The 24,936-nt window shown below is 59.9% G+C and carries 18 protein-coding genes; 11 read left to right on the top strand and 7 right to left on the bottom strand.

Annotated features, from left to right (window positions below; all coding sequences use genetic code 11):
• Positions 1 to 75 precede the first annotated feature (75 nt).
• Positions 76 to 396 carry a hypothetical protein gene (locus EXZ48_RS30850; RefSeq protein ID WP_130520789.1) on the bottom strand — a complete coding sequence of 107 codons (321 nt, stop codon included), beginning with the start codon at positions 394 to 396 and terminating at the stop codon, positions 76 to 78.
• A gap of 619 nt (positions 397 to 1,015) precedes the next feature.
• The gene (locus EXZ48_RS30845) at positions 1,016 to 2,236 is read right to left on the bottom strand and encodes a replication initiator protein A (RefSeq protein ID WP_165909478.1); all 1,221 of its coding nucleotides are present in this window, start codon (positions 2,234 to 2,236) and stop codon (positions 1,016 to 1,018) included.
• Between the two features lie 202 nt (positions 2,237 to 2,438).
• Here EXZ48_RS30845 and cysD point away from each other — a divergent pair, with 202 nt between their 5' ends.
• From cysD to EXZ48_RS30820, 5 genes are read left to right on the top strand one after another with little or no spacing between them, the layout of a single operon-like run.
• Positions 2,439 to 3,341, top strand: coding sequence for a sulfate adenylyltransferase subunit CysD (gene cysD / locus EXZ48_RS30840; RefSeq protein ID WP_245462407.1), 903 nt, complete (start codon positions 2,439 to 2,441; stop codon positions 3,339 to 3,341).
• Entirely contained in the window at positions 3,341 to 5,242 is a 1,902-nt protein-coding gene (cysN, locus tag EXZ48_RS30835; protein ID WP_130520786.1) for a sulfate adenylyltransferase subunit CysN, read from the top strand. Before cysD ends, cysN begins: the two co-directional genes overlap by 1 nt.
• 46 nt (positions 5,243 to 5,288) lie before the next feature.
• On the top strand, positions 5,289 to 6,566 hold the full coding sequence (locus EXZ48_RS30830) for a capsular polysaccharide biosynthesis protein (protein WP_130520784.1): 1,278 nt from the start codon (positions 5,289 to 5,291) through the stop codon (positions 6,564 to 6,566).
• Positions 6,567 to 6,579: 13 nt separating this feature from the next.
• Positions 6,580 to 9,276 (top strand): tetratricopeptide repeat protein, encoded by a 2,697-nt coding sequence (locus EXZ48_RS30825; protein ID WP_130520782.1) that lies wholly within the window; start codon positions 6,580 to 6,582, stop codon positions 9,274 to 9,276.
• A 46-nt stretch (positions 9,277 to 9,322) separates the two neighbouring features.
• Positions 9,323 to 11,719, top strand: a complete 2,397-nt coding sequence (locus tag EXZ48_RS30820; RefSeq protein ID WP_130520780.1) for a glycosyltransferase — start codon at positions 9,323 to 9,325, stop codon at positions 11,717 to 11,719.
• A 6-nt stretch (positions 11,720 to 11,725) separates the two neighbouring features.
• Here EXZ48_RS30820 and rfbC read toward each other — a convergent pair whose 3' ends face one another.
• Both rfbC and rfbA read right to left on the bottom strand, forming a co-directional pair.
• On the bottom strand, positions 11,726 to 12,286 hold the full coding sequence (rfbC, locus tag EXZ48_RS30815; protein ID WP_130520778.1) for a dTDP-4-dehydrorhamnose 3,5-epimerase: 561 nt from the start codon (positions 12,284 to 12,286) through the stop codon (positions 11,726 to 11,728).
• Entirely contained in the window at positions 12,283 to 13,167 is an 885-nt protein-coding gene (gene rfbA, locus EXZ48_RS30810) for a glucose-1-phosphate thymidylyltransferase RfbA (RefSeq protein ID WP_130520776.1), read from the bottom strand. The genes rfbC and rfbA overlap by 4 nt, the downstream gene beginning before the upstream one ends.
• A gap of 170 nt (positions 13,168 to 13,337) precedes the next feature.
• On the opposite strand from rfbA, the gene rfbB reads away from it, so the two are divergent.
• Positions 13,338 to 14,405, top strand: a complete 1,068-nt coding sequence (gene rfbB, locus EXZ48_RS30805) for a dTDP-glucose 4,6-dehydratase (RefSeq protein ID WP_130520774.1) — start codon at positions 13,338 to 13,340, stop codon at positions 14,403 to 14,405.
• A 6-nt stretch (positions 14,406 to 14,411) separates the two neighbouring features.
• A complete protein-coding gene (gene rfbD, locus EXZ48_RS30800; protein ID WP_130520772.1) occupies positions 14,412 to 15,311 on the top strand; it encodes a dTDP-4-dehydrorhamnose reductase in 900 nt (299 codons plus the stop codon).
• 15 nt (positions 15,312 to 15,326) lie between these two features.
• Here the strand turns inward: rfbD and EXZ48_RS30795 are convergent, their stop codons facing one another.
• The gene (locus tag EXZ48_RS30795; protein ID WP_130520770.1) at positions 15,327 to 16,640 is read right to left on the bottom strand and encodes a hypothetical protein; all 1,314 of its coding nucleotides are present in this window, start codon (positions 16,638 to 16,640) and stop codon (positions 15,327 to 15,329) included.
• 114 nt (positions 16,641 to 16,754) lie between these two features.
• The gene (locus tag EXZ48_RS30790; protein WP_130520768.1) at positions 16,755 to 17,744 is read right to left on the bottom strand and encodes a M23 family metallopeptidase; all 990 of its coding nucleotides are present in this window, start codon (positions 17,742 to 17,744) and stop codon (positions 16,755 to 16,757) included.
• A 112-nt stretch (positions 17,745 to 17,856) separates the two neighbouring features.
• Between EXZ48_RS30790 and EXZ48_RS30785 the strand changes: the two genes are divergently transcribed.
• From EXZ48_RS30785 to EXZ48_RS30770, 4 genes are all read left to right on the top strand, one after another.
• Positions 17,857 to 19,578, top strand: coding sequence for a beta-1,6-N-acetylglucosaminyltransferase (locus EXZ48_RS30785; protein WP_130520766.1), 1,722 nt, complete (start codon positions 17,857 to 17,859; stop codon positions 19,576 to 19,578).
• A complete protein-coding gene (locus EXZ48_RS30780) occupies positions 19,571 to 20,578 on the top strand; it encodes a glycosyltransferase family 2 protein (RefSeq protein ID WP_130520764.1) in 1,008 nt (335 codons plus the stop codon). Before EXZ48_RS30785 ends, EXZ48_RS30780 begins: the two co-directional genes overlap by 8 nt.
• A 137-nt stretch (positions 20,579 to 20,715) precedes the next feature.
• Positions 20,716 to 22,662 (top strand): TRAP transporter fused permease subunit, encoded by a 1,947-nt coding sequence (locus EXZ48_RS30775; RefSeq protein WP_130520762.1) that lies wholly within the window; start codon positions 20,716 to 20,718, stop codon positions 22,660 to 22,662.
• A gap of 11 nt (positions 22,663 to 22,673) precedes the next feature.
• Positions 22,674 to 23,648: a TAXI family TRAP transporter solute-binding subunit gene (locus EXZ48_RS30770; protein ID WP_130520760.1), complete on the top strand. Its 975-nt coding sequence runs from the start codon at positions 22,674 to 22,676 to the stop codon at positions 23,646 to 23,648.
• Positions 23,649 to 23,652: 4 nt separating this feature from the next.
• Here EXZ48_RS30770 and EXZ48_RS30765 read toward each other — a convergent pair whose 3' ends face one another.
• Positions 23,653 to 24,819: a class I adenylate-forming enzyme family protein gene (locus EXZ48_RS30765; protein WP_130520758.1), complete on the bottom strand. Its 1,167-nt coding sequence runs from the start codon at positions 24,817 to 24,819 to the stop codon at positions 23,653 to 23,655.
• Between the last annotated feature and the right edge of the window lie 117 nt (positions 24,820 to 24,936).

Raw genomic sequence — 24,936 nt, 5'->3', positions numbered from 1 at the left:
GCACCATAAAACGGAAGCGCCGCCCCATAGGGGCGGCGTTTGTCCTTCTGAATATTTTGATTTCTAGCCGCGCTCTCAGCTTTGCAGTGGGACAGAGCTTTCCTGCTGCTGGCCTTCATTTTGCGCAGGCGGCCCATTCTTTGGCGGCATCGAGGAATGGACCCAAAGGATATCCCGTTCCATGGTGAACTGAAATCGCCGGGGATGAGGGTGCGTATCGCTGACCCCTTGCATATCGTTTATCGCATCCAGGAAATCCTTGGGCGCAATCTTCACATAGTGCCCGCCCAGAACGTCGAGGCTGACATACACTTCTGAAACCGATTGGGCGGCGATCTTCATTTCCCAGAGGAAGCGCCAGCTCTTTTCCGGTTCGCTTGTCTGTTCCTGGTTCATCTTGTGCCTCGTATCATTGCTGCCTTGGGGAGGCAGCTGTCATATTGCTCGGCCCTCAAGGCCATTGCATGGCAGTATAGAAGGCGTTGCCCTTCTCAGCGAAGAGTTATCCATTGCCTCATTTAAATTCAGCAAGATTCAGGACAGCGCCAAAAATCCAATTTTGCCATGAGGCTCTGCCAAAATTTTACGACCTTTCGGTACCCATTTCAGAGAGTTTTGCCGACAAAAATCATGAATTATCTTTTGAAGTGAGGCTGTCAGCCTCGTTTTAGGTCGTTTTATTAGTTTTAATAAGTTTTAGACGCAAAAAGTGCGTTTTTCTGATTTTTAAACAATAGCTTACTTCCGTTAGATGTCGGTGATGTACGGCTTGTCGTCGGTAATGTACGGTTTGTCGTCGGCGATGTACGGAAAATTGTCGGCGAAATACGGTTTGCGACAAAATTTGGTCATTTATCTCAGAGGATGCACGAGGAAACTTGTCGTCGGCGATGTACGGTAGACCGACAAATTTTTGTCGTCGGTAATGTACGGGGCGGAGACAAATTTTTGTCGTCGGTGATGTACGGCGAGCTGTTGATTTTTGTCGTCGGCCAAGTACGGAGCCACGACAAAATTAGAGTTCGGCGAGGAGAGGGGAGAGCGGCAGGTCGCCTTCGTTGCGGTAGCGCATGCGCAGCATCGATCCATCCTTGCCGTCCTCGAGCGAGAGATCGTATTCCGGCATCGGGAAGGCGAGGGTGCGGGTGACGAACTCCCGGAGGTCGTAGGAGAACTTTCGCAGTTCTTGGGTGGAGCCGCTGCGCTTGTAGAGCTCTTTCAGGCTGTAGATCGCCTCGGTCTTGCCGGCGGCCTTGCGCGCCAGGCGGTAGATGAAGCGGCCAAGGCCGGAGCTGATCAGGAAGTAGTCCTGGTGAAGGGTGAGGAGGGGCAGTGTCCGCTCGTTGCGCACCACGCTGGTATAGACCCAGTCGGGGATACTGATCTCGATCGTCTCGATGCGGTTGGCGCCGGTGCGGCTGACAACGCTGTAACCGCTGATCATCGGGCGGCTGTCGACCTGGCGGCGCTTGCCGCCGGAGAGGTTGACCATCTTGATCGTGGTGTTGGCGAGCCGGTCGAGCGCGGCCTCGAGATCCTCGTAGGATTTGCCGCCGTCCGAGCGCCGGCAGAACTTCAGGATGTGGGAGGCGCTTGGACGGTAGGTCTTCGGCGGCAGGCTTGGCCTAAGGCCCTTTGCCTCGCTGCTGCGATAGTTTTTCACCTCGTCGGCGAGATAGGAGACCATGTTGAGGAAGATGTCGTAGTCGAAGACCGTCGCAAGGCCCGTTTCTGCGCCGCCTTCGATGGTGATGAGGCTGTCCTTCAGTTCGTATTTGATGATGCCCTTGTTCGCCTTCTTGCTGAGCGAGAAGGGGGCGACGTCCATGAGGTGCACGTCGTCCTTCAGCGGTGCGTCGTAGATCGTCGGCACGAAGAACATCAGCTGGGCGTCGTCCTGCGGCGCGGTGCGCAGGATGCGTTTCGGCGTCGTCTCCTGCATCAGGGCTGCGGTGACGTCGGCCTGGATGGATTCGTTACGGATCGCTTCCCCGAGGCGGGACAGCAGCATGTCCATCTTGCTGTCACCGAGGTTCTCCAGCTTCAGGTCGGCCCAGACCCGGCGGCTGTAGTAGCGCCGCAGCCGGCTGAGGGCGTCCTTGTCGAGCTTGATCCGTTCCCGCTCGTTCTGGTCGGCATATTGATCGGCGAGCGTCTGCAGATAGGTATTCTTCTCGTGCAGAGACAGGTCGCTGAAGTCAGCGCGTGTCATCATGGAGAAGCGGGGAGCCTTCATGTCCGGATTGTCCTGTCTTCGGCCCGCTCTCCGGCCTCGGGGTCGGGAAGGGCGTATGTTGTAGCGAGATATAACCAACAGGGGGCCTTTTCCGCCAGAGCAGATCGGCGTCTCCAAGCAGCGGTTCGCCAGAAAGCCTTTTGCTATCGTGCGGACGTTGTGCAAAGAGAGCGGGATGTTCAATGGACCATCGGAGCACGCATTGACGTCTCTTACTCACCTCCAGCGACTGGAAGCGGAGGCGATCCATATTTTTCGCGAGGTCGCGGCGACCTTTTCCAAGCCGGTCATGCTCTACTCGGTGGGCAAGGACTCCTCCGTCATGCTGCATCTGGCGATGAAGGCCTTCTATCCGGCAAAGCCGCCCTTTCCGTTCCTGCATGTCGATACGACCTGGAAATTCAAGGACATGATCGCCTTTCGCGACCGCATGGCGGCCGAACTCGGCTTCGATCTGCTCGTCCATGTCAATCCGGAGGGTGTCGAGCAGCAAATCTCGCCCTTCACGCACGGCTCCAGCATCCACACCCATGTGATGAAGACGGTGGCGCTGCGCCAGGCGCTCGAAAAGTACGGTTTCGATGCGGCCTTCGGCGGCGCCAGGCGCGACGAGGAGAAGTCGCGCGCCAAGGAGCGCATCTTTTCTTTCCGCAACGCCGCCCATGCCTGGGATCCGAAGAACCAGCGCCCGGAAATGTGGAAAACCTACAATACGCGTGTTGCACCCGGAGAATCGATCCGCGTTTTTCCGCTTTCCAATTGGACCGAACTCGATATCTGGCAGTACATCCTGAAGGAGAACATCCCGATCGTGCCGCTCTATTTCGCGGCGCGGCGTCCGGTCGTCGAAAGAAACGGCATGCTGGTCATGGTGGACGACGAGCGCATGCCGATCGGTGAGACCGACACGGTCGAGGACCGCCTCGTGCGCTTCCGCACGCTCGGCTGCTATCCGCTGACCGGTGCGATCGATTCCGATGCGGCGACGCTGGAGGATATCGTGCGGGAAATGCTGACGGCGCGGACCTCCGAGCGCCAGGGTCGGATGATCGACAAGGACGAGGCCGGCTCGATGGAGAAGAAGAAGCGCGAGGGTTATTTCTGATGGCGACCGTCGCTTCGGACCTTTCCGCAAAGGGGATTGCCGATTATCTGCGCGAGCAGGAGAACAAGTCCCTGCTGCGTTTCCTCACCTGCGGCTCGGTGGACGACGGCAAGTCGACCCTGATCGGCCGCCTGCTCTACGACACCAAGCTGATCTTCGAGGACCAGCTCGCCGCGCTCGAGCGCGACAGCAGGAAGCACGGAACGGCCGGCGACGAGATCGATTTTGCGCTGCTGGTCGATGGGCTGGAGGCCGAGCGCGAGCAGGGCATCACCATCGACGTCGCCTATCGCTTCTTTGCCACCGATCGGCGGAAGTTCATCGTCGCCGATACACCCGGCCATGAGGAATATACCCGCAATATGGCGACAGGCGCCTCGACGGCAGACCTTGCCGTCGTGCTGATCGATGCGCGCCAGGGCATCCTGCGGCAGACCCGTCGCCATGCCTATATCGCCTCGTTGCTCGGCATCCGGCATATCGTGCTCGCCGTCAACAAGATCGACCTCGTCGGCTACGACCGGGCGGTATTCGACAAGATCGTCGCGGAGTTCAGGGCCTTTGCCGGCGCACTCGGCTTTGCCACGATCCAGCCGATCCCGCTGTCGGCCCGTCACGGCGACAACGTTACCCGCCGCTCGGAGAATACGCCTTGGTATCAGGGACCGCATCTGCTCGAGCATCTCGAAACGGTTCCGGTCGAGGAGGCCAGCCGCGAAAAGCCCTTCCGGTTCCCGGTCCAGTACGTTTCCCGCCCGGATCTCGATTTCCGCGGCTTCGCCGGCCAGGTCGCCTCCGGCGCCGTCGCCGTCGGTGACACGGTGATCGTCGCCAAATCCGGCCAGTCGACGCGGATCAAGGAGATCGTCACGCAGGACGGTTCGCTCGATCGCGCCGTGGAAGGACAGGCGGTGACATTGGTCCTCGAGGACCAGCTCGAAGTCTCGCGCGGCAACATTCTGGTCGCCCCCGACGACCGACCGACCGTTGCCGACCAGTTCCAGGCGCACGTCATCTGGTTCGATGCGAACCCGATGATCCCCGGCCGCAGCTACATCCTGCGCACCGAAACGGACAGCGTCGAGACGACGGTGACAGCCCTCAAATACGAGGTCGACGTCAACACCTTTGCCCATCTTGCCGCCAAGGCGCTGCACATGAACGGCGTTGCGGTGTGCAATTTCTCGACCCGTGCGCCGATCGCTTTCGACAGCTACGCCGCCAACCGCGTGACCGGCAACTTCGTCCTGATCGACCGGATGAGCAACCGGACGGTCGGGGCCGGCATGATCGATTTCGGGCTGCGCCGGGCCGACAACGTGCACTGGCAGGCGATGGAGGTCGACCGCACGGCGCGGGCGGTCCTGAAGCACCAGAAAGCCGCGGTCGTCTGGTTCACCGGACTTTCCGGCTCCGGCAAGTCGACGGTCGCCAACCACCTGGAAAAACTGCTGCACGCCGAAGGCCGCCATACCTACATGCTTGACGGCGACAATGTCCGCCATGGTCTCAACAAGGATCTCGGCTTCACCGCCGAGGACCGTGTCGAAAACATCCGTCGGGTGGCCGAAGTCGCCAAGCTGATGACCGATGCTGGTCTCATCGTGCTGGTCTCCTTCATCTCGCCCTTCCGCTCGGAACGGCAGCTTGCAAGGGATCTGATGGTCGATGGCGAGTTCATTGAGGTGTTTGTCGATACGCCCATCGAGGAATGCGCGCGGCGCGATCCGAAGGGGCTCTACAAGAAGGCGCTGCGCGGCGAGCTCGCCAATTTTACGGGCATCAGTTCGCCCTATGAAGCGCCCGAAAATCCCGAAGTGCACCTCGAGACCGTCGGAACCGAGCCGGACGAACTGGCGATGCGGATCCACGCGGTTCTGGAAAGCCGGATGGAGGGATGATCGACCGCATCCCGGCGCTGCGCCCGGATGCGGAGACGATAGAGCGATGGCGACCGACGCACCGAAAATCCCGACCTTTGCGCTCCATATGAACGGCTGGAAGCGGGCTGTCTTCCAGTCCTTCTTTCCGGAGCGGCGCTTCGTCTATCTGCCGCTGAACGTCACGGCGGAGGCGTTTGAGCGCAAATGGATGGCGCGCATCGCGGCGACGAGGGGGGCGGAGGTCTTCATCTGGGGCCACAATCTGCCGGCCAATCTCGAGACCTTCGTGCGGGAACGAAGCATCCCCTGTTTCTTCATCGAAGACGGTTTTCTGCGGTCGAACCGGCCCAACGCTGCGCGTACGCCACCCTTGTCGCTCTCGCTTGACAGCCGCCGGCCCTATTTCGACAGCCGGGGACCATCAGACCTGGAAGTGATGCTGGAGACGCATGATTTTTCCGGCGATCCGGACCTTCTGGAACGGGCGAGGGAAGGCATCCGCCTCATCGTGGAAGGCGGCCTCAGCAAGTACAACATGGTGTCGAGCCTCTCCCTTGCGGACCTGCTCGGGGAGAAGACGAAGCCGCGCGTGCTCGTCATTGGCCAGGTCGAGGATGACGCCTCCATCCTCTATGGATGCGACCGGAAATTCGGCAACAACGACCTCGTGCGGCTCGCCGCCGCGGAAAATCCGGGTGCCGAAATCCTCTACAAGCCGCATCCGGATATCCTGAACGGCGTGCGCGACGCTCAGTCGGATCCGCAGGAGGTCGCCCATCTCTGCCGCATCCTCAGGGAAAAGATACCGCTCGCCCGGTCCTTCGAAACGATCGACAAGGCCTATGCGATCACCTCGCTCGGCGGCTTCGAGGCGCTGCTGCGTGGCATTCCGCTGACCGTGCTCGGCTGTCCCTTCTACGCGGGCTGGGGCCTTACAGATGACCGGCAGCCCAATCCTAGGCGCACGCGCCGGCGCACGGTGGAAGAGGTCTTCGCCGCTGCCTATCTTCGCTACCCGACCTATTTCGAGCCGGTGACGGGCGCGCGTTCCACATTCGAGCAGGCCGTCGAATGGTTGAAGCTACGCCTTGAAAACCCGGAAAAATACCGGAACGAATTCGGCGATGCCAAGCCGGATGAATGGCGGCCCTGGGGCGCCTATGGCATCCTCGGCTGGCGCCATCTTTTGCCTTTCATCCTCATCCCCCTTATCGGGTGGGGCGGCAACAGGAGGCTCGTCGAGAAATACAGGGCCAATCCGATCCGCTTCTTTCGCGAGAGGACATCCCTGAAAGCACGCATCGTCGGACGGATCCTCTATCCGTTCGACGCTCGGAAATAGAGGAGGCCGCGTCTTGTTCGAAAAACCGCTCATCACGGCCGTCATTCCCGTGCGTCTCTCCGCCGACCGGCTTTACGACGAGCCCGAGCGCATCGCCCGGATCATTGCGACACTGCCCCAAGGGTATGCGCCGCTCATCGTCGATTACGGCACGCCGGCGGAAAGGGCGGGAGAGCTGCGTGATCTTGCCGCCGCGACGGGAACGCGGCTGGTGCGTGTGGAAACGGGCGATGCCCCTTTCAGTGTCGGACATGCGCGCGACATCGGCACACAGCATGCGCAAACGCCGCTGATCCTCTACCACGACATCGATTTTCTCATGTCGCCGCGCAGCTATGAGCGCGTGCTGGAGGAGACGCGGCTGCGGGGCATGCCCGACAATGCCTATACCTTCTTCGCCTTGCCCGGCGCCTACATGACGGAGGATTTCACCCGGCGCTACCTGGATCTCTTCGCACGCAGGGAGGCGGCCTTCGCCGATACGCTGCTGCATGACGGGGTGATGCGGGACGACAGGATGGTCTACCAGAACCACACCTATGCGATCTCGGCGATCGTCGCCAGCCGCTACCATCTCCTGGCGATCGGCGGGCACGACAAGAGTTTCGTTGGCCATGGGGCGGAGGATTTCGAGCTTCTGCACCGGCTCGCAAGCTACGGGCCGAAGGGACCGCGCACGGGCAATTATTACCTCAACACCCGCCGCAACGCGATCCAGCACTATGAAGGGTTCCGGGCCTATTTTGCGCTCTATGGCATCGACGTCTTCCAGCGCGGCCTGCAGATGGCTCATTTGTGGCACCCGCAGCGCGAGGATGCGAGCTATGTGACGCCGATGACGGAAAACCAGGAGCGCGTCTCCGGCATCATGGAAGACTATGATACCGGCGCGTCCTGGCTCCTGCCCATGGAAGACCTGCATTCCCGGGAAAAGACGCTTGTCCTTGCCGAGGAAGACGCTCCGGCCCTCCGGGCGCTACGGCATGCTTTCCCCGCCTTCGGGCATTATCGGATCCGGCAGGAGGGGGATTTTGCCGATAGCGACCTGCTGATCCGCACCCTGGATACAGAAGGGTTTACTCGGGTCTTTTTCCTCGACCCTTATGGCAACGACCATCGCTGCTCCCTGTACAGGGGCCTCAAGGCGGCGGGGCGGCGTCTTGTTGTCTGGGGGCAGGGAGGGCTGCCGGGAAGCTGGTTCTTCGATCCAGAAGGGGTTTGTGCTGACAGTGCCTCGTATGCGGCGGCGCGTTGGGACAAGCCTCTGGACGAGGCTGCCCGGCAGAGGGTGTTGGACTGGCTGGAAAGCGAAAAGCCCACACTTGCGGAGGACACCGAGGCGGCGGGGCCTGCTCTCGCCGAACGACTTGGTCTCGGCGGGCGGCAGATGGTGCTTGTGGATATGCAAGACCTGGATGACGGAATGGCCCGTGCCTTCGCTGGCCCTTGCGGCGGTGCTGATGCGTTCAAGGACTGGATCGCTCATCTCGCAGGGGGGCTCGATCCGCAGACCTATCTCGTTGTGGCAAAATGCACGCCAGGCGCCGCCGTCCCTGATATGGCGCATGTCCTCTTCGTGGAGGAGAACGAGGAAGCGGCCGATCTGATTGACTTGGCTGCGTCGGTCGTCGTTCTCAACTCCGGTCTCGGTCTTGCGGCGCTTGCAAAAGGCAAGCCCGTGATCTGCTGCGGCGAAGCCTTCTACGCCCAGCCCGGCCTTGCGGGCACGGTTTCCGAAAGGGAGGCGCTGGTCGCGGCTGTCAAGGAGGCCTCCTTACCGGATGAGGACAGGCGGCTGAGCTTCCTGCGCTACCTGACCGAGGATTTCTATTCGTTCGGCGTTGCCGATCAGGTTCCCTCCAGCGCGGGAGGGACGACAAACCGTATCCTTTTTTCCGTCATCCGCGGACTGACCGAAGCTCCCATCGCTCTGGGGCAGGTTCCGGGAAACGTTTCTCTCAAGGCACCGCTCTATTTTTCCTTCGGTGGCCGTGAGGGGGTGCAGGAAGAGACGAAGGCTATCAATACATTCATCCGTATGGGAAGTGCGGCCTGCGAGAAAGGCGAATATGACGAAGCGCTTCGCCTGTTTGCGATTGCCAACCGGCGGCAGCTTGCCAACAAAAACCTGTCCCGTGCCATGACCGAAGCGGGCAAGGTGGCGCATGCGGCCGGCGAGCGTGATGAAGCTGCGCGGCTCTTTGAGACCGCACGCCGATGGGTTCCCGATGGCAGGGGTGCCGCGCGTACGCTCATTGAGCTGGCGAAAGCCGTGCGTTTGGCGGGAGATTACGAGGATGCCGATCGCCTCTTTGAGATTGCCTATCGCTGGCTTCCGGAGGATCGGAATCTCCATAAACTCCTCCTCGAAACCGGCGTCCAGCGGCATGGTGGTCCCCTCGCCGACTGGATGATTCTGCCGGCCGGGAAACTGAGCGAAAAGGCACGGGAAGCCTTCGCCGCAGGCGATTACAGAAAGGCAACGCAGCTTTTTGAGGCCCTGCGTACGCGCGAACCCGATGAGGTCGAGCACCTGCGATGCCTAGCGGAATGCTATCTGAAGCGCGGTGCGGACGCTTTGGCGCTGGAATGCCTGGATGAGGCTTTGAAGCGCTTGCCCGAAAACAAGCGGCTGCAGCGCAGGAGGCGGGATGCGGCCTTGCCGCAATGGCTGCGCCGGTTCTTTCCAGGCCGGCCTTTCCTGCCCTGATGAAAGCTGCGGTGGGTGTGTCTTTCTTTACGACCAAGGATGACGAATGAGTTCCGCAGAAACCTCCCCCGGTAGACCGGGTGCGCCGATCGGCGTGCAGGACATCACCATGGTGTTCTGCGTCCGCCTTCATGACGGCAATCCCTGGATAGCCGACCGACTGGATGCGATGGCTGAATACTACCAGCCTTGCCCGCCGATCGTTGTCGTGGATTTCGGATCGGAGCCCTCGCACCGAAACGCCATTGCAGCCATCTGCACACGACGCGGCTATCGCTATCATTTCGTCGATGATCCAGGTGTGTTCTCGCTGTCGCTTGCCCGTAATATCGGTGCATCGCTGTGCGCTACGGATTTCATTTACTTCTGCGATCCTGATTTCATCAGTGAACGCGATCTCTTCCAGCGGCTGGCGGAGACGGCGAGCGCGCTCGATATGCGCAATGTCATCGACGTCATGCTCAATCCGCCGGCCTTTCATCTTGGGGCCGCCGAGACGCAGCAGCTCAAAAGCCTTGGCAGCGCCGAGCAGCAATCATTCCTCCTGCGTAAATTCGCCTTCACGCTGAACTATTCCGAGGTGAGCGGCCCGGATGAGCGTTATGTCGCGCCCTATTCGAACGTCTTCTTGATCAGTCGGAAGATGTTCTCCCTCGTCGGAGGCTATGATCCATCCTTCCGTGGGCATGGATCTGAAGATTTCGAATTCCTGCTGCGCTTCTGCCTCCATGCAGGCCTTCTGCCTTTGCCGGAGGAGCCCGAAAAGGACCTGTTCGGCCCGCTTAGGGCCAATTTCTATCAGGCGCGGCCCTATGTCGGCTTTCGCAGGCTCTTCGAGCTGCTTTCTCAGCCGACGGAGGGGTTGGGGCTCAAGGTTTTCCACCGGCACCATCCTCGCGTGAAGGAACAGGCGTGGTATGCGTCTGGCGACAGGAAACGGGAGAATTTCCTTTCCGCGGCGCAAAAGTATCTCGCCGATCGCACAAGGTTGCTGTCGATCGACCATCTCGACCGCAAAAAGACGATTGCCTGCCTGTGCAAGAACAAGGACACGCTGGGCTATTTCCTGCCGCTCCGGCTTCTCGGCTACCGGCTCGTTCCCGTCCTCTCCGACAAGGCGGACGCGGTCGGCGAAATCCTATCCGGCCTCGAACAGGGCCGCATCGACGACATCGCCATCTTCAATCCTTACATGAAGAGCCACGCCGCCTTCCGCCCGATCTTCGACAAGGCCAAGGCGCTCGGCCGGCACACGATTGTCATCGAAAGGGGCGCCTTGCCGGAGACGATCTATTACGACGAGGACGTCTGCTACAACAGCGAGCGCTTTTCCGAAGCGGCCTTCCTTGCGGAAACGTTTTCCGCCGAAGAACTGGAAGATGCCCGGGCCTATGTCGACGACCTGCGCGGGGGCGGCAAGACCCTCGAACAGATGGGCGTTTACGAGGAGACGGCCGCAAAATACCGCCATCTCCAGGACGACCGCCGCCTCAAGTGCTTCGTGCCGCTCCAGCTGGAAGACGACATGGCCGTCACCCTGTTCCTCCGCGGTGAACAATCCTACCCGCAGTTCCTGGGATCCCTGGCGTCCCTGGTGGCTGACAATGCCGACGTCCTCTTCATCATAAAGCCGCACCCCCTGTCGAAGACGGACCTTCCGCTTTCAAGTCCGAATGTCGTCACGGCGGAAAGGGATGACAACATCCACGCCCTCATCGACAGCGTCGATGCCACGCTTTGCTACAATTCCGGCGTCGGTCTTCTGTCCCTCATGCACGAGACGGTCACGATTACCCTCGGCAACGCCTTCTACAATCTCGCCGGCGCCGGCTATCGTGCGCCCTCCGCCGCCGCCGGCATTGCCGCGTTGAAGAAAGGCGAGATCAAGCGGCCTGCGCGTGACCTCGTTCTTCGCATCACCGCCTGGTTCATCCTCAGAAAATATTCCCGTTTCCGCGCCACGGACCACATCGTCGAGTTCCAGACCCGCAAGAGCCATGGCTACAAGGACATCCGCGTGACGGAACTGCGCTGGCAGGATACGGCAGAGCGGCTCGGCCGCTTGAATGAGACGGTGCGCTTTTCCTGGCTGAGTTATGCCGGAGCCAAAATGGCGCCGACGCGGTTTATGGGTGAGCCGGACCCATCAAGCGCCGAAGCGCTCAGCATGTCCGGCTTTACCGCCTATCGGGAAGGTCGTTATGGGCAGGCGGCAGAACAACTGGTCCAGGCTTTTGCGCTGAAGGAGAGCCAGCCGAACCTCTTGCGCCACGCGGCCGAGGCTTATCTTCTGGCTGGCGACCGGAAAGCGGCGATCGCAACCCAGAAGGCGGCGCTCGCCCGCCTGCCGACCAACAGGCGCGTGAAACTGCGCCTCTGGATCATGCGAGCGCCGCTCCTCGGTATCGTCCTCGGGCAGCAGCGGTTCAAACGCCCGCAGTAAGCCGATCTATTGCCAGGAAAAGACGTCCGCCTCCGCCAGCCGGGCGGCGGCAAGGTCCTTGTCGGATAGCTGCAGATCGCCAGCGGCGATCGGCCAGTCGATGGCGATGTCGGGGTCGTCGTAACGGATCGATCGGTCATGTTCGGGCGAATAGTAGTCCGTCACCTTGTAGACGACCTCCGTATTCTCGGTGAGCGTGACGAAGCCGTGGGCGAACCCCTTGGGGACCAGAAGCTGGTTCCATTTTTCTGCAGAAAGTTCGACGCCGACCCATTGGGCGAAGGTCGGAGACCCCCTGCGGATATCGACCGCCACATCGAAGATCGCTCCGCGGACGACACGGATGAGCTTGTCCTGCGCCCGCGGGGGCAGTTGATAATGTAGCCCCCGCAGCACGCCGCGTCTTGCGGACAGGGAATGATTGTCCTGCACGAAGGTGAGGTCGATGCCGGAGCTCGCGAGCCGGGCGGCGTTGTAGGTCTCGGAAAAGAAGCCACGCGCATCGCCGAAGCGGGCGGGCACGATTTCGAGCACGCCGTCGAGCCTGGTGGGACGTATCTCGCTCATGCCGTGCCGAGCTCCCGGGCGCGCCGACGCAGGTAGTTGGCGTATTCGCTGCGCCCCATCTGCTCGGCCCGCTGCAGCATCCTGTCGACCGGCAGCCAACCCATTTCCACGCCAATCTCCTCCGGGCAAGCGATCTTGATGCCCTGCCGGTGTTCGATGGTCCTTACGAAGGCGGAAGCCTCGTGCAGGCTGTCGAGCGTACCGGTGTCGAGCCAGGCATAACCGCGGCCGAGCTGTTTCACATGCAGCTTGCCCCGTTCGAGATAGGTGCTGTTGACGGTGGTGATTTCCAGTTCGCCGCGGGCGGACGGGCTGATGGAAGCGGCGATATCGACGACGTCGTTGTCATAGAAATAGAGGCCGGTCACAGCCCAGCTCGATTTCGGGACGACGGGCTTTTCCTCGATGGACAACGCCGTGCCGCCGGCGTCGAACTCCACCACGCCGTAACGCTGCGGGTCGTTGACGTAATAGGCGAAGACGGACGCGCCGCTTTCGCGCGCTGCCGCCTGTCGGCAGAGGTCCGAAAGCCCGTCGCCGAAGAAGATGTTGTCGCCGAGAACCATGGCGACCGAGGAGGAGCCGATGAACTCCCGGCCGATGATGAAGGCTTCGGCGAGCCCGTTCGGCTGGGGCTGCACGGCGTAGGAAAGTTCGATGCCGAAATCCGATCCGTCGCCGAGCAGCTCCTGGAACAGCGGCAGGTCGCGCGGCGTGGAGATGATGAGGATCTCGCGGATGCCCGCCAGCATGAGCACGCTGAGCGGATAGTAGATCATTGGTTTGTCGTAGATCGGCAGGATCTGCTTCGAAACCGCGATGGTGAGGGGATAAAGGCGCGTGCCGCTTCCCCCCGCCAGAATGATGCCTTTGAACGCCATGTAGGATAGACCAGTCACCAACGGAAAATCGCGCCGAACCTCGCATGGATGAGGGCCGCGTTGCAACACTTGTGCAGATCCAAAGGTACCGGCCTGTCCTTGCCCTGAAACTTCCCCTTCGGTTAAAGGTGAAGCCTCGCACTTCAGGGGAAGCGGACAGGAAAGCTCGCATGCGCGTACTCGTCACCGGCGGAGCCGGCTTCATTGGATCGGCCGTCGTCCGGCATCTCGTTCTGGAAAAGCGCTACGAGGTCCTGAACGTCGACAAGCTTACCTATGCCGGCACGGAGACGTCTTTGCAGGCTGTTCGCGGGGCGCCCAACTATCGTTTCCTGCGCGCCGATATCTGTGATGGCGAAACCCTGTCGCGAACACTTGTGGATTTCCAGCCCGACCGGGTCATGCATCTCGCTGCCGAAAGCCATGTCGACCGTTCGATCAACGGGGCGCAGGACTTCATCAACACCAACATCCTCGGCACCTTCACGCTTCTGGAATGCGCCAGGGCCTACTGGAGCGCTATGGAGGGTGAACGAAAGCAGGCTTTCCGCTTTCTGCATGTCTCGACGGACGAGGTTTATGGATCGCTCGGTGAAGAAGGCCTTTTCCGCGAAACGACGGCCTATGATCCAAGTTCGCCCTATTCGGCCTCCAAGGCGGCCTCTGACCATCTCGTCAAAGCGTGGGAACGCACCTATGGCCTGCCGGTGATCGTCTCCAACTGCTCCAACAATTACGGCCCTTACCATTTCCCGGAAAAACTGATCCCGCTTGTCATCCTCAACGCCATGGAGGGCAAGCCGCTGCCGGTCTATGGCAACGGCGCGAATGTGCGGGACTGGCTTTATGTCGAGGACCACGCCCTCGCCCTCGACATCATCGCAGAGCGCGGCCGGATCGGAGAGACCTACAATGTCGGCGGCCGTAACGAGCGGCGCAACATCGACGTGGTGACGCGGATCTGCGGCCTGATGGATGGTTTTCGCCCGCGCGCAACGCTGCATCGCGACCTCATCACCTATGTGACGGACCGGCCGGGCCATGACGCCCGCTATGCGATCGATGCGACGAAGCTTGAAACGGAGCTGGGTTGGCGGGCTGAGGAGACGTTTGAGACTGGCATCGAAAAGACAGTGCGCTGGTATCTCGACAATGAATGGTGGTGGGGGCCCCTGCGCGAGCGTTATTCCGGCGCGCGGCTTGGCCTGCCCGGCCATGCGCAAAAAACCGACGTGTGAAGCGAAATGGACGGTAAGCGCAAACGCATGGTGGTGACGGGCCGCGAAGGCCAGGTCGTTCGCTCCCTCTTGGAGCGCGGAGCCTTGAACGATCGCTTTGAGATCGTGGCGCTGGGTCGCCCCGAAATCGACCTTCGCAATCCGGATGGGGTTGGTGTGGCCTTCCGGCTGGCGCAGCCCGATATCATCGTTTCCGCAGCCGCCTATACGGCGGTGGACCGTGCGGAGACCGAGGAGGCGGAGGCCCACGCTATCAATGCCATTGCCCCTGGGCGTATCGCCGGCGTTGCGGCTGGCCTCGGTATTCCGGTCATCCACCTTTCCACGGATTATGTGTTTGATGGCGAAAAGTCCGGGCCTTATCTGGAAACGGATCCGGTTGGGCCGTCGAGCGCTTACGGCCGAACGAAACTCGCCGGCGAGCGCGCCGTGGCGGAGGCGACGGACAATCACGTCATTCTGCGCACGGCCTGGGTCTATAGTCCTTTCGGCAGGAACTTCCTGAAGACCATGCTCACGCTCGCGGAGAGCCGCGATCAGATCAATGTGGTGGACGATCAGCGCGGCAATCCCACCTCGGCGCTCGACATCGCCGATGGAATCCTGGCGGCCGCCGGCAATCTCCTCGACAGCGACGCCCCGCAGCTTCGCGGGATCTTCCACATGACGGGCTCGGGTTCGGCAAGCTGGGCGGATTTCGCGACGGAAATATTCGCTGCCTCCACCAAGCGGGGCGGCCCTTCGGCCGCTGTCGGACGGATACCGTCCTCAGCCTATCCGACGCCCGCACACCGCCCCGCCAATTCACAGCTCGATTGCGGCAAACTGGAAACGGTTCACGGTATACGGCTTGCTAACTGGAGAGACGCCGTCAACAGAACAGCCAAGCGGTTGGTTTCACCTTAGCTCGGGCCAGGCCGTTCATCGTCGATTTCCAAGATTGCGTTCCTGTAAGGCTTTTTCGATGTGTTTCTGTTTAGCGGTTTCACCTGAGAGAAGCGCCCAGTTCCGTCCCTGATTATACAGGATCTTATCGCAGTTTCGGAATACGATCTGATCCTCCAGATCCACATAGGCATAGAACAGTGCACATTGATCGGCGAACCACATCGGTCGCTCTTTTCGGCGGGCCGATGCCAGGATTTCTGAAAGATAGTCGCGCAGGTATTGCGCAAAAAGTCTGCCGCCGGCGCTTCGGCGGATCATGTTCGCCGCCGCCGGAACGGATGCCCAAGGCAGGTTGAAGACGGCGTGCCCCGGCCGCAGGATTTTGGACTTGATGACGACGTCCGCCCCGGGCAAATTTGCTAGCACCTCGCTTGCCGACAGTTCCACGGACCCATCGGCGTCGGATATCAGAATATCCTCGTAGACATCGAGATAAGCGACGGCATGCATCAACCGTGCACAGGCGTAATAACCTTGGCGATCCCGTTGGCTGAGGCCGGAGACGTCGGTCCGGTCGACCGTAAAGCCGACCGTTTCATCGATCTTCACGCTGTCGACCATGCACGGATCGAAGCCGACACAATGGAAATGGACACAGCGATCCGGGTTCGTCGCGTTATGAATTGCGAGGAATGGCGCCGCATAACGTTCGTAATAGGCTTGATCGACGGAAAGGAGGGTTGCTTTCTTCCCGCTTGAAGGCTTGATTTTCAAGAGCCAGGGGGTTGTATCCCGAGTGGGCTTCGGCAAGGCCGCTTTGGCGGCCGCCAGCGGTGGGATAAGGTCCAACCCTGTAGAGAAGCGGATGATTCGCTCCCTCGCGTCATGACGCTCCCCGAGGGAGTTTTGTAAGAGAGCGGAGAACAGGTTTGCCCGGTGTTGCTCTGCCGGCCAATGGCTTCGGATGAGGTCGATCGCTTCCGACACCCGATCCCTGAAGCCATCGGAATCGACCCCTTGCGCAATGGTTTCCCAGTTCAACCGATAGGTGGCAAGGAAATAGAGGTCCGCCATATGGGCTGGAAAGTGATGATGAGGGGCCTTTTCCTGAATGACGGCGGCCAACCGTTTCCAGTCCTTCAGGAAGAACATGAGCCAGGCAAACTCCACAATAGAACGCCGATTTTTAAGTCTGGCATGACCATCGCGCCTGATTTCATCCGAGAGGTCCTTGAAGAAGGATCCTTTCAGACTTTCCTTAGCGAGGAAGAGCATCCGCGCATTGTGTGATCTGAAGCGCGGAACCTCGTTCCGGATTGATTTTGCGGTCGCATAGCGACTGACCATGGCCTCTAGACCCTGGTCCAAGGAGGGGAACCATCTCACGAACATCGTTCATCCTTTTGCCGAGCGGACCCTAGCAGCATCGCAGCGCTTCACGAATGGGTTTTGGTAGGTACGTCATTCCACGACAATGCTGGAACTGGTACGTCTTACATCTGTACCGTCCTGCAGAACGGAGACATCCAGTTCGTAGCGGCCGGCGGGAAGCGCCCGCTTCTTGCCGGCAAAGGCGGAGAATATGGCCTTGTCCCGGTCTATTGGCTTGCTTGTATGATCTATGACAATGTTCTTCCGATCATCCGTTAGGACGAGCTTGATCGTATTTCCCTTCTTGAGGTTCGCAAGCCAGACCCAGGCTACAAACAGCTTGTCACTTGAAAGGACCTGCGCTGGCGGTCCCTCGATGACCAGGGCCTGATGGTCGACCGGGTTTCCGGCGAGGCCCGAGGCTAGGATTTCCGGTTTCGTCAGGTCGAGTTTTTCGACGATGTCACGAGGAAAAAGGGAAGCCGTTTGTTCCGTTGCTGCAGTGCAGCCTTCCGAAAGTTTACGTCCCGTCAGGGGATCGAGGGTTTCACCGTTATGGGAAACGGTGATGTGGACATGAGGGAACTGGGCGAGGCCAGAGGAGCCGACATCTCCGAGGCGCTCGCCTTTACGCACGTCGGTTCCCGGTTTGACGGCGAGACTCCCTTTCTTAAGATGGCAGTACTGGACTTCGTAGCCATCCTCCAGCTCCATGACCAAGCCGTTGCCGCATTCTTTTCCAGAAATTCTGGCTCTGTCTTCTTCAGTTTCGACGAGGCGGTCCGTCTCACCGTCTCTGACGCGCAGCACTTTGCCGTCAGCGACGGCGATGACGGCATAACCCTTCTTCATGTCCTTCAGGGAGAGGATGCGCAAATCGGTTCCCTTGTGCCCGTCATAGGACTGGCTGCCGCATAGAGGGTCGGCTGTGCCCGAACCCGCGTCCATGTCGGGGTATTGCTGCATAAAGCACGTCTTACCGAGTTCGCATTGCGCCGGCAGGCCGAGCTCGACTGCCAGAGCGGGCGCGGTGAGGAGGAAGGGAAGAAGGGTGGCCGGGAGAAAGGAAACGTTTCGCAATGGATTGTCCTGATGAGAAGGATTGATCTGAACACATCTGGCAGGGAAAGGCGACAGTTGACTGCCGGGTTGGCGAAGCTCTACCTAGCAACCGCAAGGAGATAGGCGGAATATGGCCATTTTAGCGTTCGTCTTGATAGCCCATGAGCCGGCGGGCATCGTCGGGGAGTCGATCGACATGCTGCTGAAGGCCGATGGTGAATGCCTGGTCGCCGTCCACTACGACCGCAATTCATCGGAAGCGGATTTTGCTGCACTGAAGAAACGCTATGGTGCGCTTGCGCGGGTTCTCCTCGTTGAGGACAGGGTTCGATGCGGTTGGGGGCAATTCGGCCTCGTCGACGGAACGGTGCGCGCCCTTAACCTGCTTACGGCATCCGGAAAGGACTATACGCATGCCTATCTGGTCAGCTGCTCCTGCTGGCCGATTCGGCCGATCGTCGAACTCAGGCAGTTCCTCGATCACAACGGCGCGATCGACTTCATCGAAAGCCACGACGAGCGCTGGATGACGGGCGGCCTGCGGCAGGAGCGCTATATGCTGCGCCATCCCTTCAGCTTCACCCGCCAGCGGGGGCTCTTCGAAGCGAGCGTCCGCTTTCAGCGCAAGTTGGGGATCAAGCGGAAAGTTCCTGCCGGATTGACGCCACGCTATGGCTCGCAATGGTGGTGCCTGCGGCGGGAAACGATCGCCGGCGTCCTGCGCTGGGTGACGGAACATCCCGCCGCCTACCGTTTCTACCGGCAGGTCTGGATACCGGACGAAACCTTCTTCCAGACGATCGTTCACGCGCTCGGGGGCGCAGTCGCACCCGGCTATATCCCGACCCTCTATACGTTCAATATCCATGGCAAGCCGATCGTCTTTTACAACGACCATCTCGCCTGGCTTCAGCAACAGCCGCATTTCTTTGCGCGAAAGGTCGCGCAATCGGCAGAGGATTGCCGCGCTGCGCTGTCGGCGCGGGCAGGTTTGCCCCGCCCGCCCGATCGGCCGATCCTGACCGTGCCGCCCGCCCGGACGCGGATGCCGCCGCGCGCAGAGGCCAGCCCATCGTATGGCCGGATGTTCGAACCCAATTCGGGTATTCGAAACTGGCCAAAAAACCTTGAAACGATGCACCAGCCGAGCGCCGTCCTCTATGGGCCACCGCAATTGACGCGGTTCGCCGCCGAAATCCTTCGTGCTTCGAGCGGCCTTACCGTGCTGGGGCGTCTTTTCCATGCCGAGCGGGCCGAATTCCAGCCGGGGCAATCCGACTTCCACGGGCTTCAATCCAACGAGATCAGGCTTCGCGACTATGATCGGGCGCTCTATCTATCCCGGATCCTGTCCCGTTGCACCGGCCTGCCCGTCTTCGAATTGTGCCCGGGGGACGATCCCACCCTGGAGAGGCTTGTCTTCGAAAACGAGAAGGCCCTCGTCGCAATCCCGCTTCTCCCGGGCGGCCGATGGCCGGCCTGGCGCTTCTTGTTCTGGTATCTGGCCCTGCCGGAGCAGCAACGGGTCGCCATCAATGCGGCGGGTCACCGGTTCGATCGCCTGCGGCGCACGGAAGAGGCGGCTGTGCGGCATTTCGGCCAGAAACATGTGGCTGCGATGGAACGAAAGCTATTCGGCCCGACAAACGGGGCAGGCCTGGTGTTTTCAGAGGCGGGCGCGCCACCCGATCCCGACTGGAAGGCGTCGCTGCAATTCCTGCATGGCGGACGGGTGGAGCCCTTGCTGAAATCCTTCGACAGAATTGCCGAGACCTTTACCGGGCAGGACTGGCGAAAGCTTGCCCCATCCTTTGCCGAGGAAGCCGAAGGACTTGCGATACGGCATGACTAGAAAACTCAAGCATCGTCTGGTCAGCAGCCGCGCCTATAATTTCATCCTCTCGCGCTGGCAGAATCTGCGCTTCGGCAACCAGTTACGCTGCGTGCAGAACCGTCTTGGCAAGAGCGACGCCTGCATTCTTTTCAGCTGCATCCGCAATGAGATGCACAGGATCGATTTTTTCTATCGCTATTACAAGGAATTGGGCGTCGATCACTTCGTCTTCGTCGATAATGGCTCCACGGACGGGTTTCGGGAATGGAGCGCGGACAAGACCGACGTTTCGGTCTGGCATACCGACAAAGGATACAAGAAGGCCGGCTTCGGCATCTACTGGTGCAACTATCTTCTCCAGAAGCATGGGACGGGCAAGCTCTGCGTGACTGTCGATCCGGACGAGTTTCTCGTCTATCCCCATATGGAAACCCGCACGCTCAAGGGCCTCGGCCAGCACCTGAAGGAGATCGGCCGACCATGCCTGCATGTGCTGATGCTCGATGCCTATAGCGACCGGCCGATCGACGCGACGGTCATGGCACCGGGTGCTGATCCTTTCAGCCTCTGCCCCTATTTCGACCGCGACGGCTATGTCCAAAGGTCGAACTACATGTCGGGAACCTTCGTGCAGGGCGGCCCAAGGCTGCGCGCCTTCAACCGCGATACGCCGAAGGAAGCCCCTGCCCTCAACAAAATGCCGCTCGTCTGGTGGCAAAAACACTATCGCTACCAAAGCTCGGCACATCTCATGTGGCCCTGGCCGCTCAACAAGACATCCATGAAGACCGGCATTCCCGTCTCCGGCGCCCTCTTCCACTTCAAGTTCGTCTCGTCCCTTCGAGAGAAGGTCGAGGAGGAAATGGCTCGTCGCCAGCATTATGGCGGCAGCCGGGAATACAAGCGCTACAAGGAAAACATCCGCACCGCTCTTTATCTCGAAGGTGTCAGCGCAAAATATGAAGGCACAGACCAACTCGTTAGGCTTGGCCTGATGCACGTTGGAGAATGGGTCTGATGGCGTTCGGCGGCCGCGGCTCTGCATTTCTTTCTATTGGAGCGGCCAAGGCCGCGTGACTATTTGCTGCCTAAAGCCCTTGAAGTTTTTAAGTGGGGAAGTAGCAAATAGAGCCGACGTGGCGCGAGATAATCTTCATGGCGCAAAATCCGGAATTGGCAGCGCGGGGGCCGGCAACTGTTCCAGCCCTGATCAGCGTCGGCGCGCTCGTGGCGCTGTTCCATCTTTACGGGACACTCGCCGGCATCGGGCCATTGCGAGATCTTCCGATCGTGCCGACCTATGCATACCGGCAGCTTCATCTCGGCCTCGTCCTTTTCATCGCCTTTCTAGCCGCGGCTGCCCGCGGCCGAACGCCGGCCGCTAAACTTATCGGCTACAGCCTGGCAATCGCCTGTGCGCTAACCTTCACGGTAACCGTCATCAACGGCGATGAATTTCTCTCGCAGATCACCCACCCGCAGCCCCTCGCGTTATTGATCGGCGTCGCTACGATCGCACTTGTGCTCGAGGCGGCCAGGCGCACGACGGGGTGGGCCATGCCGATCATATCCCTTGCATTCATTCTGTACGCTCTGTTTGGCCGCTCTCTGCCTGAGCCTTGGGCCCATCGCGGATACGATCTGAACCGCCTCGTCGGCCATCTTTTCATAAGCAGCGAGGGAATATTCGGCACGCCGGTCGCCGTTTCTGCGACCTTGATTGTCCTTTTCACAGTCTATGGTGCGGTGCTCGATCGATCGGGAGCCGCGGAAGCCTTCGTTCGACTGTCCGGGCGGGCCTTCGGCTCATCCCGTCACAGCGCAGTGGGTACGGTTGTTCTTTCCTCCTTTCTGCTAGGGGGACCCTCCGGCTCGGCGGTCGCAACGACGGTCATGATCGGCAATGTCGGGCATCCCCTGCTCGCCCGTCGCGGCTACAGTGCCAGTCAATCCGGTGGCCTCCTCGCCGCCGCGGGCCTAGGTGCGGTGATCTCGCCTCCCGTGCTGGGATCAGCAGCTTTCCTGCTCGCCGAGGTGCTGGCAATTTCCTATGTGGAAGTGCTGCGGATGGTTCTGATACCGACCGTATTGTATTATGTGTCCCTCTATCTGGTTGCGGAATTCAATGCGCCTTCCATGAATGAAGGCGACATTACTGCTCCTTTGCCGCGCCTCGGAGCGTTGGAGACCGCCTCTCATCTTGTGGCAGCCGGCTCTATCATGGTTTTTCTGGCTGTCGGTTTTTCACCGGAAACTGCGGCTGTCTTCTCGATCGCCACGGCAATCCTGTTATGGATATCAAGGCCACGGAACGGGGCAAGGCCGCCCGACATCCTGCGGGCGTTGCACGACGGCGTCATGAGCGTCGTTCCGGTCGCGGCGATTTGCGCCTGCGCCGGCCTCATCGTTGGCGTCATAACGCTGACGGGCCTGGGGCTCAAACTCAGTGGCATCGTCATTCACCTGGCTGGCAATGACCTGCTGCTGGCTTCGCTTCTGGCCGCACTGGCGGTGTGGACAGTGGGGCTGGCTGTACCGATCACCGGATCGTATATTATCTGCGCCATCGTGGTTGCGCCGGCGCTGGTTGCACTGGGGGTCACTCCCATCGCGGCGCATATGTTCATCTTCTATCTTGCGGTGCTGTCGGAAGTTTCGCCGCCCACGGCCTTGGCACCTTTTGCCGCGGCAGCCATTACCGGTGCAAGTCCGCTGCAAACGACATTGCAGGCATGGCGTTTCACCGCACCGATGTTCGTGCTGCCCTTCGCCTTCATCCTAGAGCCTGCGGGTCGTTCACTGCTCCTTGCCGGCGAAGCCTCTTTCTGGGCCACCGTCTCCTCTGTCTTGATCTATTTTTTGGGGAACACGGCGCTGGTCCTCTCCCTTTGCCCGCGCGCCTTTGCCCCTTTCCACGGGATCGAGCGTTTCGGCTTGCTGGTGGCCGGCCTCCTCCTTATGTTTCCGGCGACGCTCGCTTTTAGGATCGATCTGACATCGACAAGTATTGAAGTCCTCGGCTTTCTGCTGACGTCGGCAATGCTCGTCTTGAACTATGCCAACCGCACACGCAGCAAAGTGATCACCGAACAGAATCTCTAAGGGGGACATCTATGAGACGAACGCTCGCAACCGGCCTGGTCGCACTATTCTCGGGCTTCGCCTTGCACGCACCGGCAATGGCGGAAAGCAAATTCTTCTCGGTAGCATCAGGGCCGACAGGGGGCGTTTATTATCCGTTGGGAGGGGGCGTCGCCAATCTGATCACCAAGTATGTCGACAAGGCGCAGGCCACCGCCGAGGCGACAAGCGGCTCGATCGATAATGTCAAACTGGTGGGCGGCGACAGCAGCTATCTCGGGTTTGCCAGCGCCGATATCGTACAACAGGCCGTCAGCGGGGCGGGTCCCTTTAAGGATGCTCCCGCCAAGATCGCGACACTCGCCGCGCTGTATCCCAATGTCGTGCAGATCCTTACCATGAAGTCTTCGGGTATCGCACAGGTTTCCGACCTCAAGGGGAAGCGGGTCGCCACGGGAACACCGGGGAGCGGCTTCGAGGTCTTGTCCAACCGTATCCTGACGGCTGCCGGCTTGGATCCGAACACGGACATACAGCGCGCCACGCTTGCCACCAATGATGCGATCAATGCTCTTCGCGACGGGAAAGTCGATGCCGTCGTGTTTTCGGGCGGCGTTCCCGCCGCTGCGATCGCCGATCTGGCGGCGGCGCCCGGAATTGACCTGAACATCATTCCCACCGCGGAACTGGCCACAAAGCTCAACGAGACCCATGGCAAGGGGCTCTATAGCAAGCAGGTTGTCCCGGCCGGCGCCTATGGCGACGATATTTCCGCGCCGATCGACACCCTCGGCGTCTGGAACCTCTTGCTCGTCGGCTCATCGATGTCCGACGTAGACGCGCAAGCGGTTTGCGCGGCACTGCTGGGACATCTGGATGAGTTTTCCGGAATCCATCCTGCAGCCAAGGGCGTCAAGCTGGAACGGCAGAAACAGGCGAATGCGCCCGCGCGTTTCCACCCGGGCGCGGAGAAATGCATCAAGGACCTGGGTTTCAGTCTCGAATAGGCCCTCATTTCCCTCTGCGGAGGTTCCTATAGGCAGGAATCTTCGCAGAAGGGAGGCGGCGCGGGTCGATGAGGAGAGCGAGTTTATGCCTCTCGATCTTGCCGAGTTCGTTGCGCGGGATCTTACGGGCCGCCTGTACGTAAAAATTTCGAAACTTGAATTCGTTCTCGACTGCTTGGCGAATCCGTTTCTCACTGTAGCCATCTCCCGTGACGACAAGAATGACGGCGGTCAAGCTTCCAAATGTCACCGACGACGTCGTAACTGCCACATCGATAACACCGGGCAAACGGGCAACAACGAGCTCCATTTGTTCCGCCGATACCTTATGTCCATTTATGTTAATTGTATTGTCGGCTCTCCCCGAAATATAGAGGCCGCCATGCGTATCCAAACGCCCGCGATCACCGGGATAGAACCACCCATCTCTGAAAGCCATTTCAGTCGCAGCTTCGTCATCGAGGTAGGAAGATGCCATTCCTTCACATTGAATCCGCACGAGGCCGGTCGAGCCAATTGGCAGTGGGTTTCCATCGCTGTCGACGACTTCAACTCGAATCCAGGGTAGAACAAAGCCCGTCAGATCAGGGTACCGATCCTTCTGATGGATGCTCGCCATAGCAACGGTTGTTGTTTCGGTGGATCCATATGTCAGTACGATGTTTTTGGTTAAGCGCGCCTTTGCGTGGCGGGCCACCTCAGAAGGAAGTACTGCTCCACCTACCACCACTGTGAGGTTCTCAAAGGGTGCGTGATCCGGTGGAAGCTTGAGAAGCACAGCGTGTAAATCAGCCGGTGTCGTGACAATTGTCAACGGCTTCTCCCGGTCCAGAGCGGTAAATGACGGTCTACTAAGCAGGATGCTTCCCCCCATATACCACGTGCGAATTGGTACGCCAAAGCCGCCAAATGTTCCGGTCGGTAATTCGCAATAAACTCTTTGGTCAGCTCTCATAGCTGAACCGAAAATGCCGCTTTTCATCCGAGAAACGATTGTTGCGTGAGACATCAGCACACGCTTTTGTTGGCCCGTGGTACCTGATGAAAATGAAATGCGTGCAGCATCGTGAAGTGAAGCCTCACCTGAAATGGTGGTGGCATCTCCATTTGCGAGAATGGCTTTCATTTCGGATGCTGAAATCTGAATGCTTTCTATACCTAAAAAATTCACGTCATCATCTCCGCGGATAACGTAGGAGACCCCCGAATTTGGGGTCGGAACAAGATCTGTTCAAAATCCTGCGCTAAGGTCGAACGGATCGTGAACCCTCGTCTCGAACCCGCATAA

It is taken from the genome of Shinella sp. JR1-6 (assembly GCF_004284735.1).
Taxonomy (GTDB): Bacteria; Pseudomonadota; Alphaproteobacteria; order Rhizobiales; family Rhizobiaceae; genus Shinella.
This window is presented reverse-complemented; position numbering and strand designations above follow the sequence as displayed.

Coding starts and splice junctions, on each gene's coding strand:
- EXZ48_RS30775 (WP_130520762.1), top strand. CDS start 20,716: ATGGCGCAAAATCCGGAATTGGCAGCGCGGGGGCCGGCAACTGTTCCA.
- EXZ48_RS30785 (WP_130520766.1), top strand. CDS start 17,857: ATGGCCATTTTAGCGTTCGTCTTGATAGCCCATGAGCCGGCGGGCATC.
- EXZ48_RS30845 (WP_165909478.1), bottom strand. CDS start 2,236: ATGAAGGCTCCCCGCTTCTCCATGATGACACGCGCTGACTTCAGCGAC.
- rfbD (WP_130520772.1), top strand. CDS start 14,412: ATGGACGGTAAGCGCAAACGCATGGTGGTGACGGGCCGCGAAGGCCAG.
- EXZ48_RS30850 (WP_130520789.1), bottom strand. CDS start 396: ATGAACCAGGAACAGACAAGCGAACCGGAAAAGAGCTGGCGCTTCCTC.
- EXZ48_RS30770 (WP_130520760.1), top strand. CDS start 22,674: ATGAGACGAACGCTCGCAACCGGCCTGGTCGCACTATTCTCGGGCTTC.
- rfbA (WP_130520776.1), bottom strand. CDS start 13,167: ATGGCGTTCAAAGGCATCATTCTGGCGGGGGGAAGCGGCACGCGCCTT.
- EXZ48_RS30795 (WP_130520770.1), bottom strand. CDS start 16,640: ATGGTCAGTCGCTATGCGACCGCAAAATCAATCCGGAACGAGGTTCCG.
- EXZ48_RS30780 (WP_130520764.1), top strand. CDS start 19,571: ATGACTAGAAAACTCAAGCATCGTCTGGTCAGCAGCCGCGCCTATAAT.
- rfbB (WP_130520774.1), top strand. CDS start 13,338: ATGCGCGTACTCGTCACCGGCGGAGCCGGCTTCATTGGATCGGCCGTC.
- rfbC (WP_130520778.1), bottom strand. CDS start 12,286: ATGAGCGAGATACGTCCCACCAGGCTCGACGGCGTGCTCGAAATCGTG.
- EXZ48_RS30830 (WP_130520784.1), top strand. CDS start 5,289: ATGGCGACCGACGCACCGAAAATCCCGACCTTTGCGCTCCATATGAAC.
- cysN (WP_130520786.1), top strand. CDS start 3,341: ATGGCGACCGTCGCTTCGGACCTTTCCGCAAAGGGGATTGCCGATTAT.
- EXZ48_RS30820 (WP_130520780.1), top strand. CDS start 9,323: ATGAGTTCCGCAGAAACCTCCCCCGGTAGACCGGGTGCGCCGATCGGC.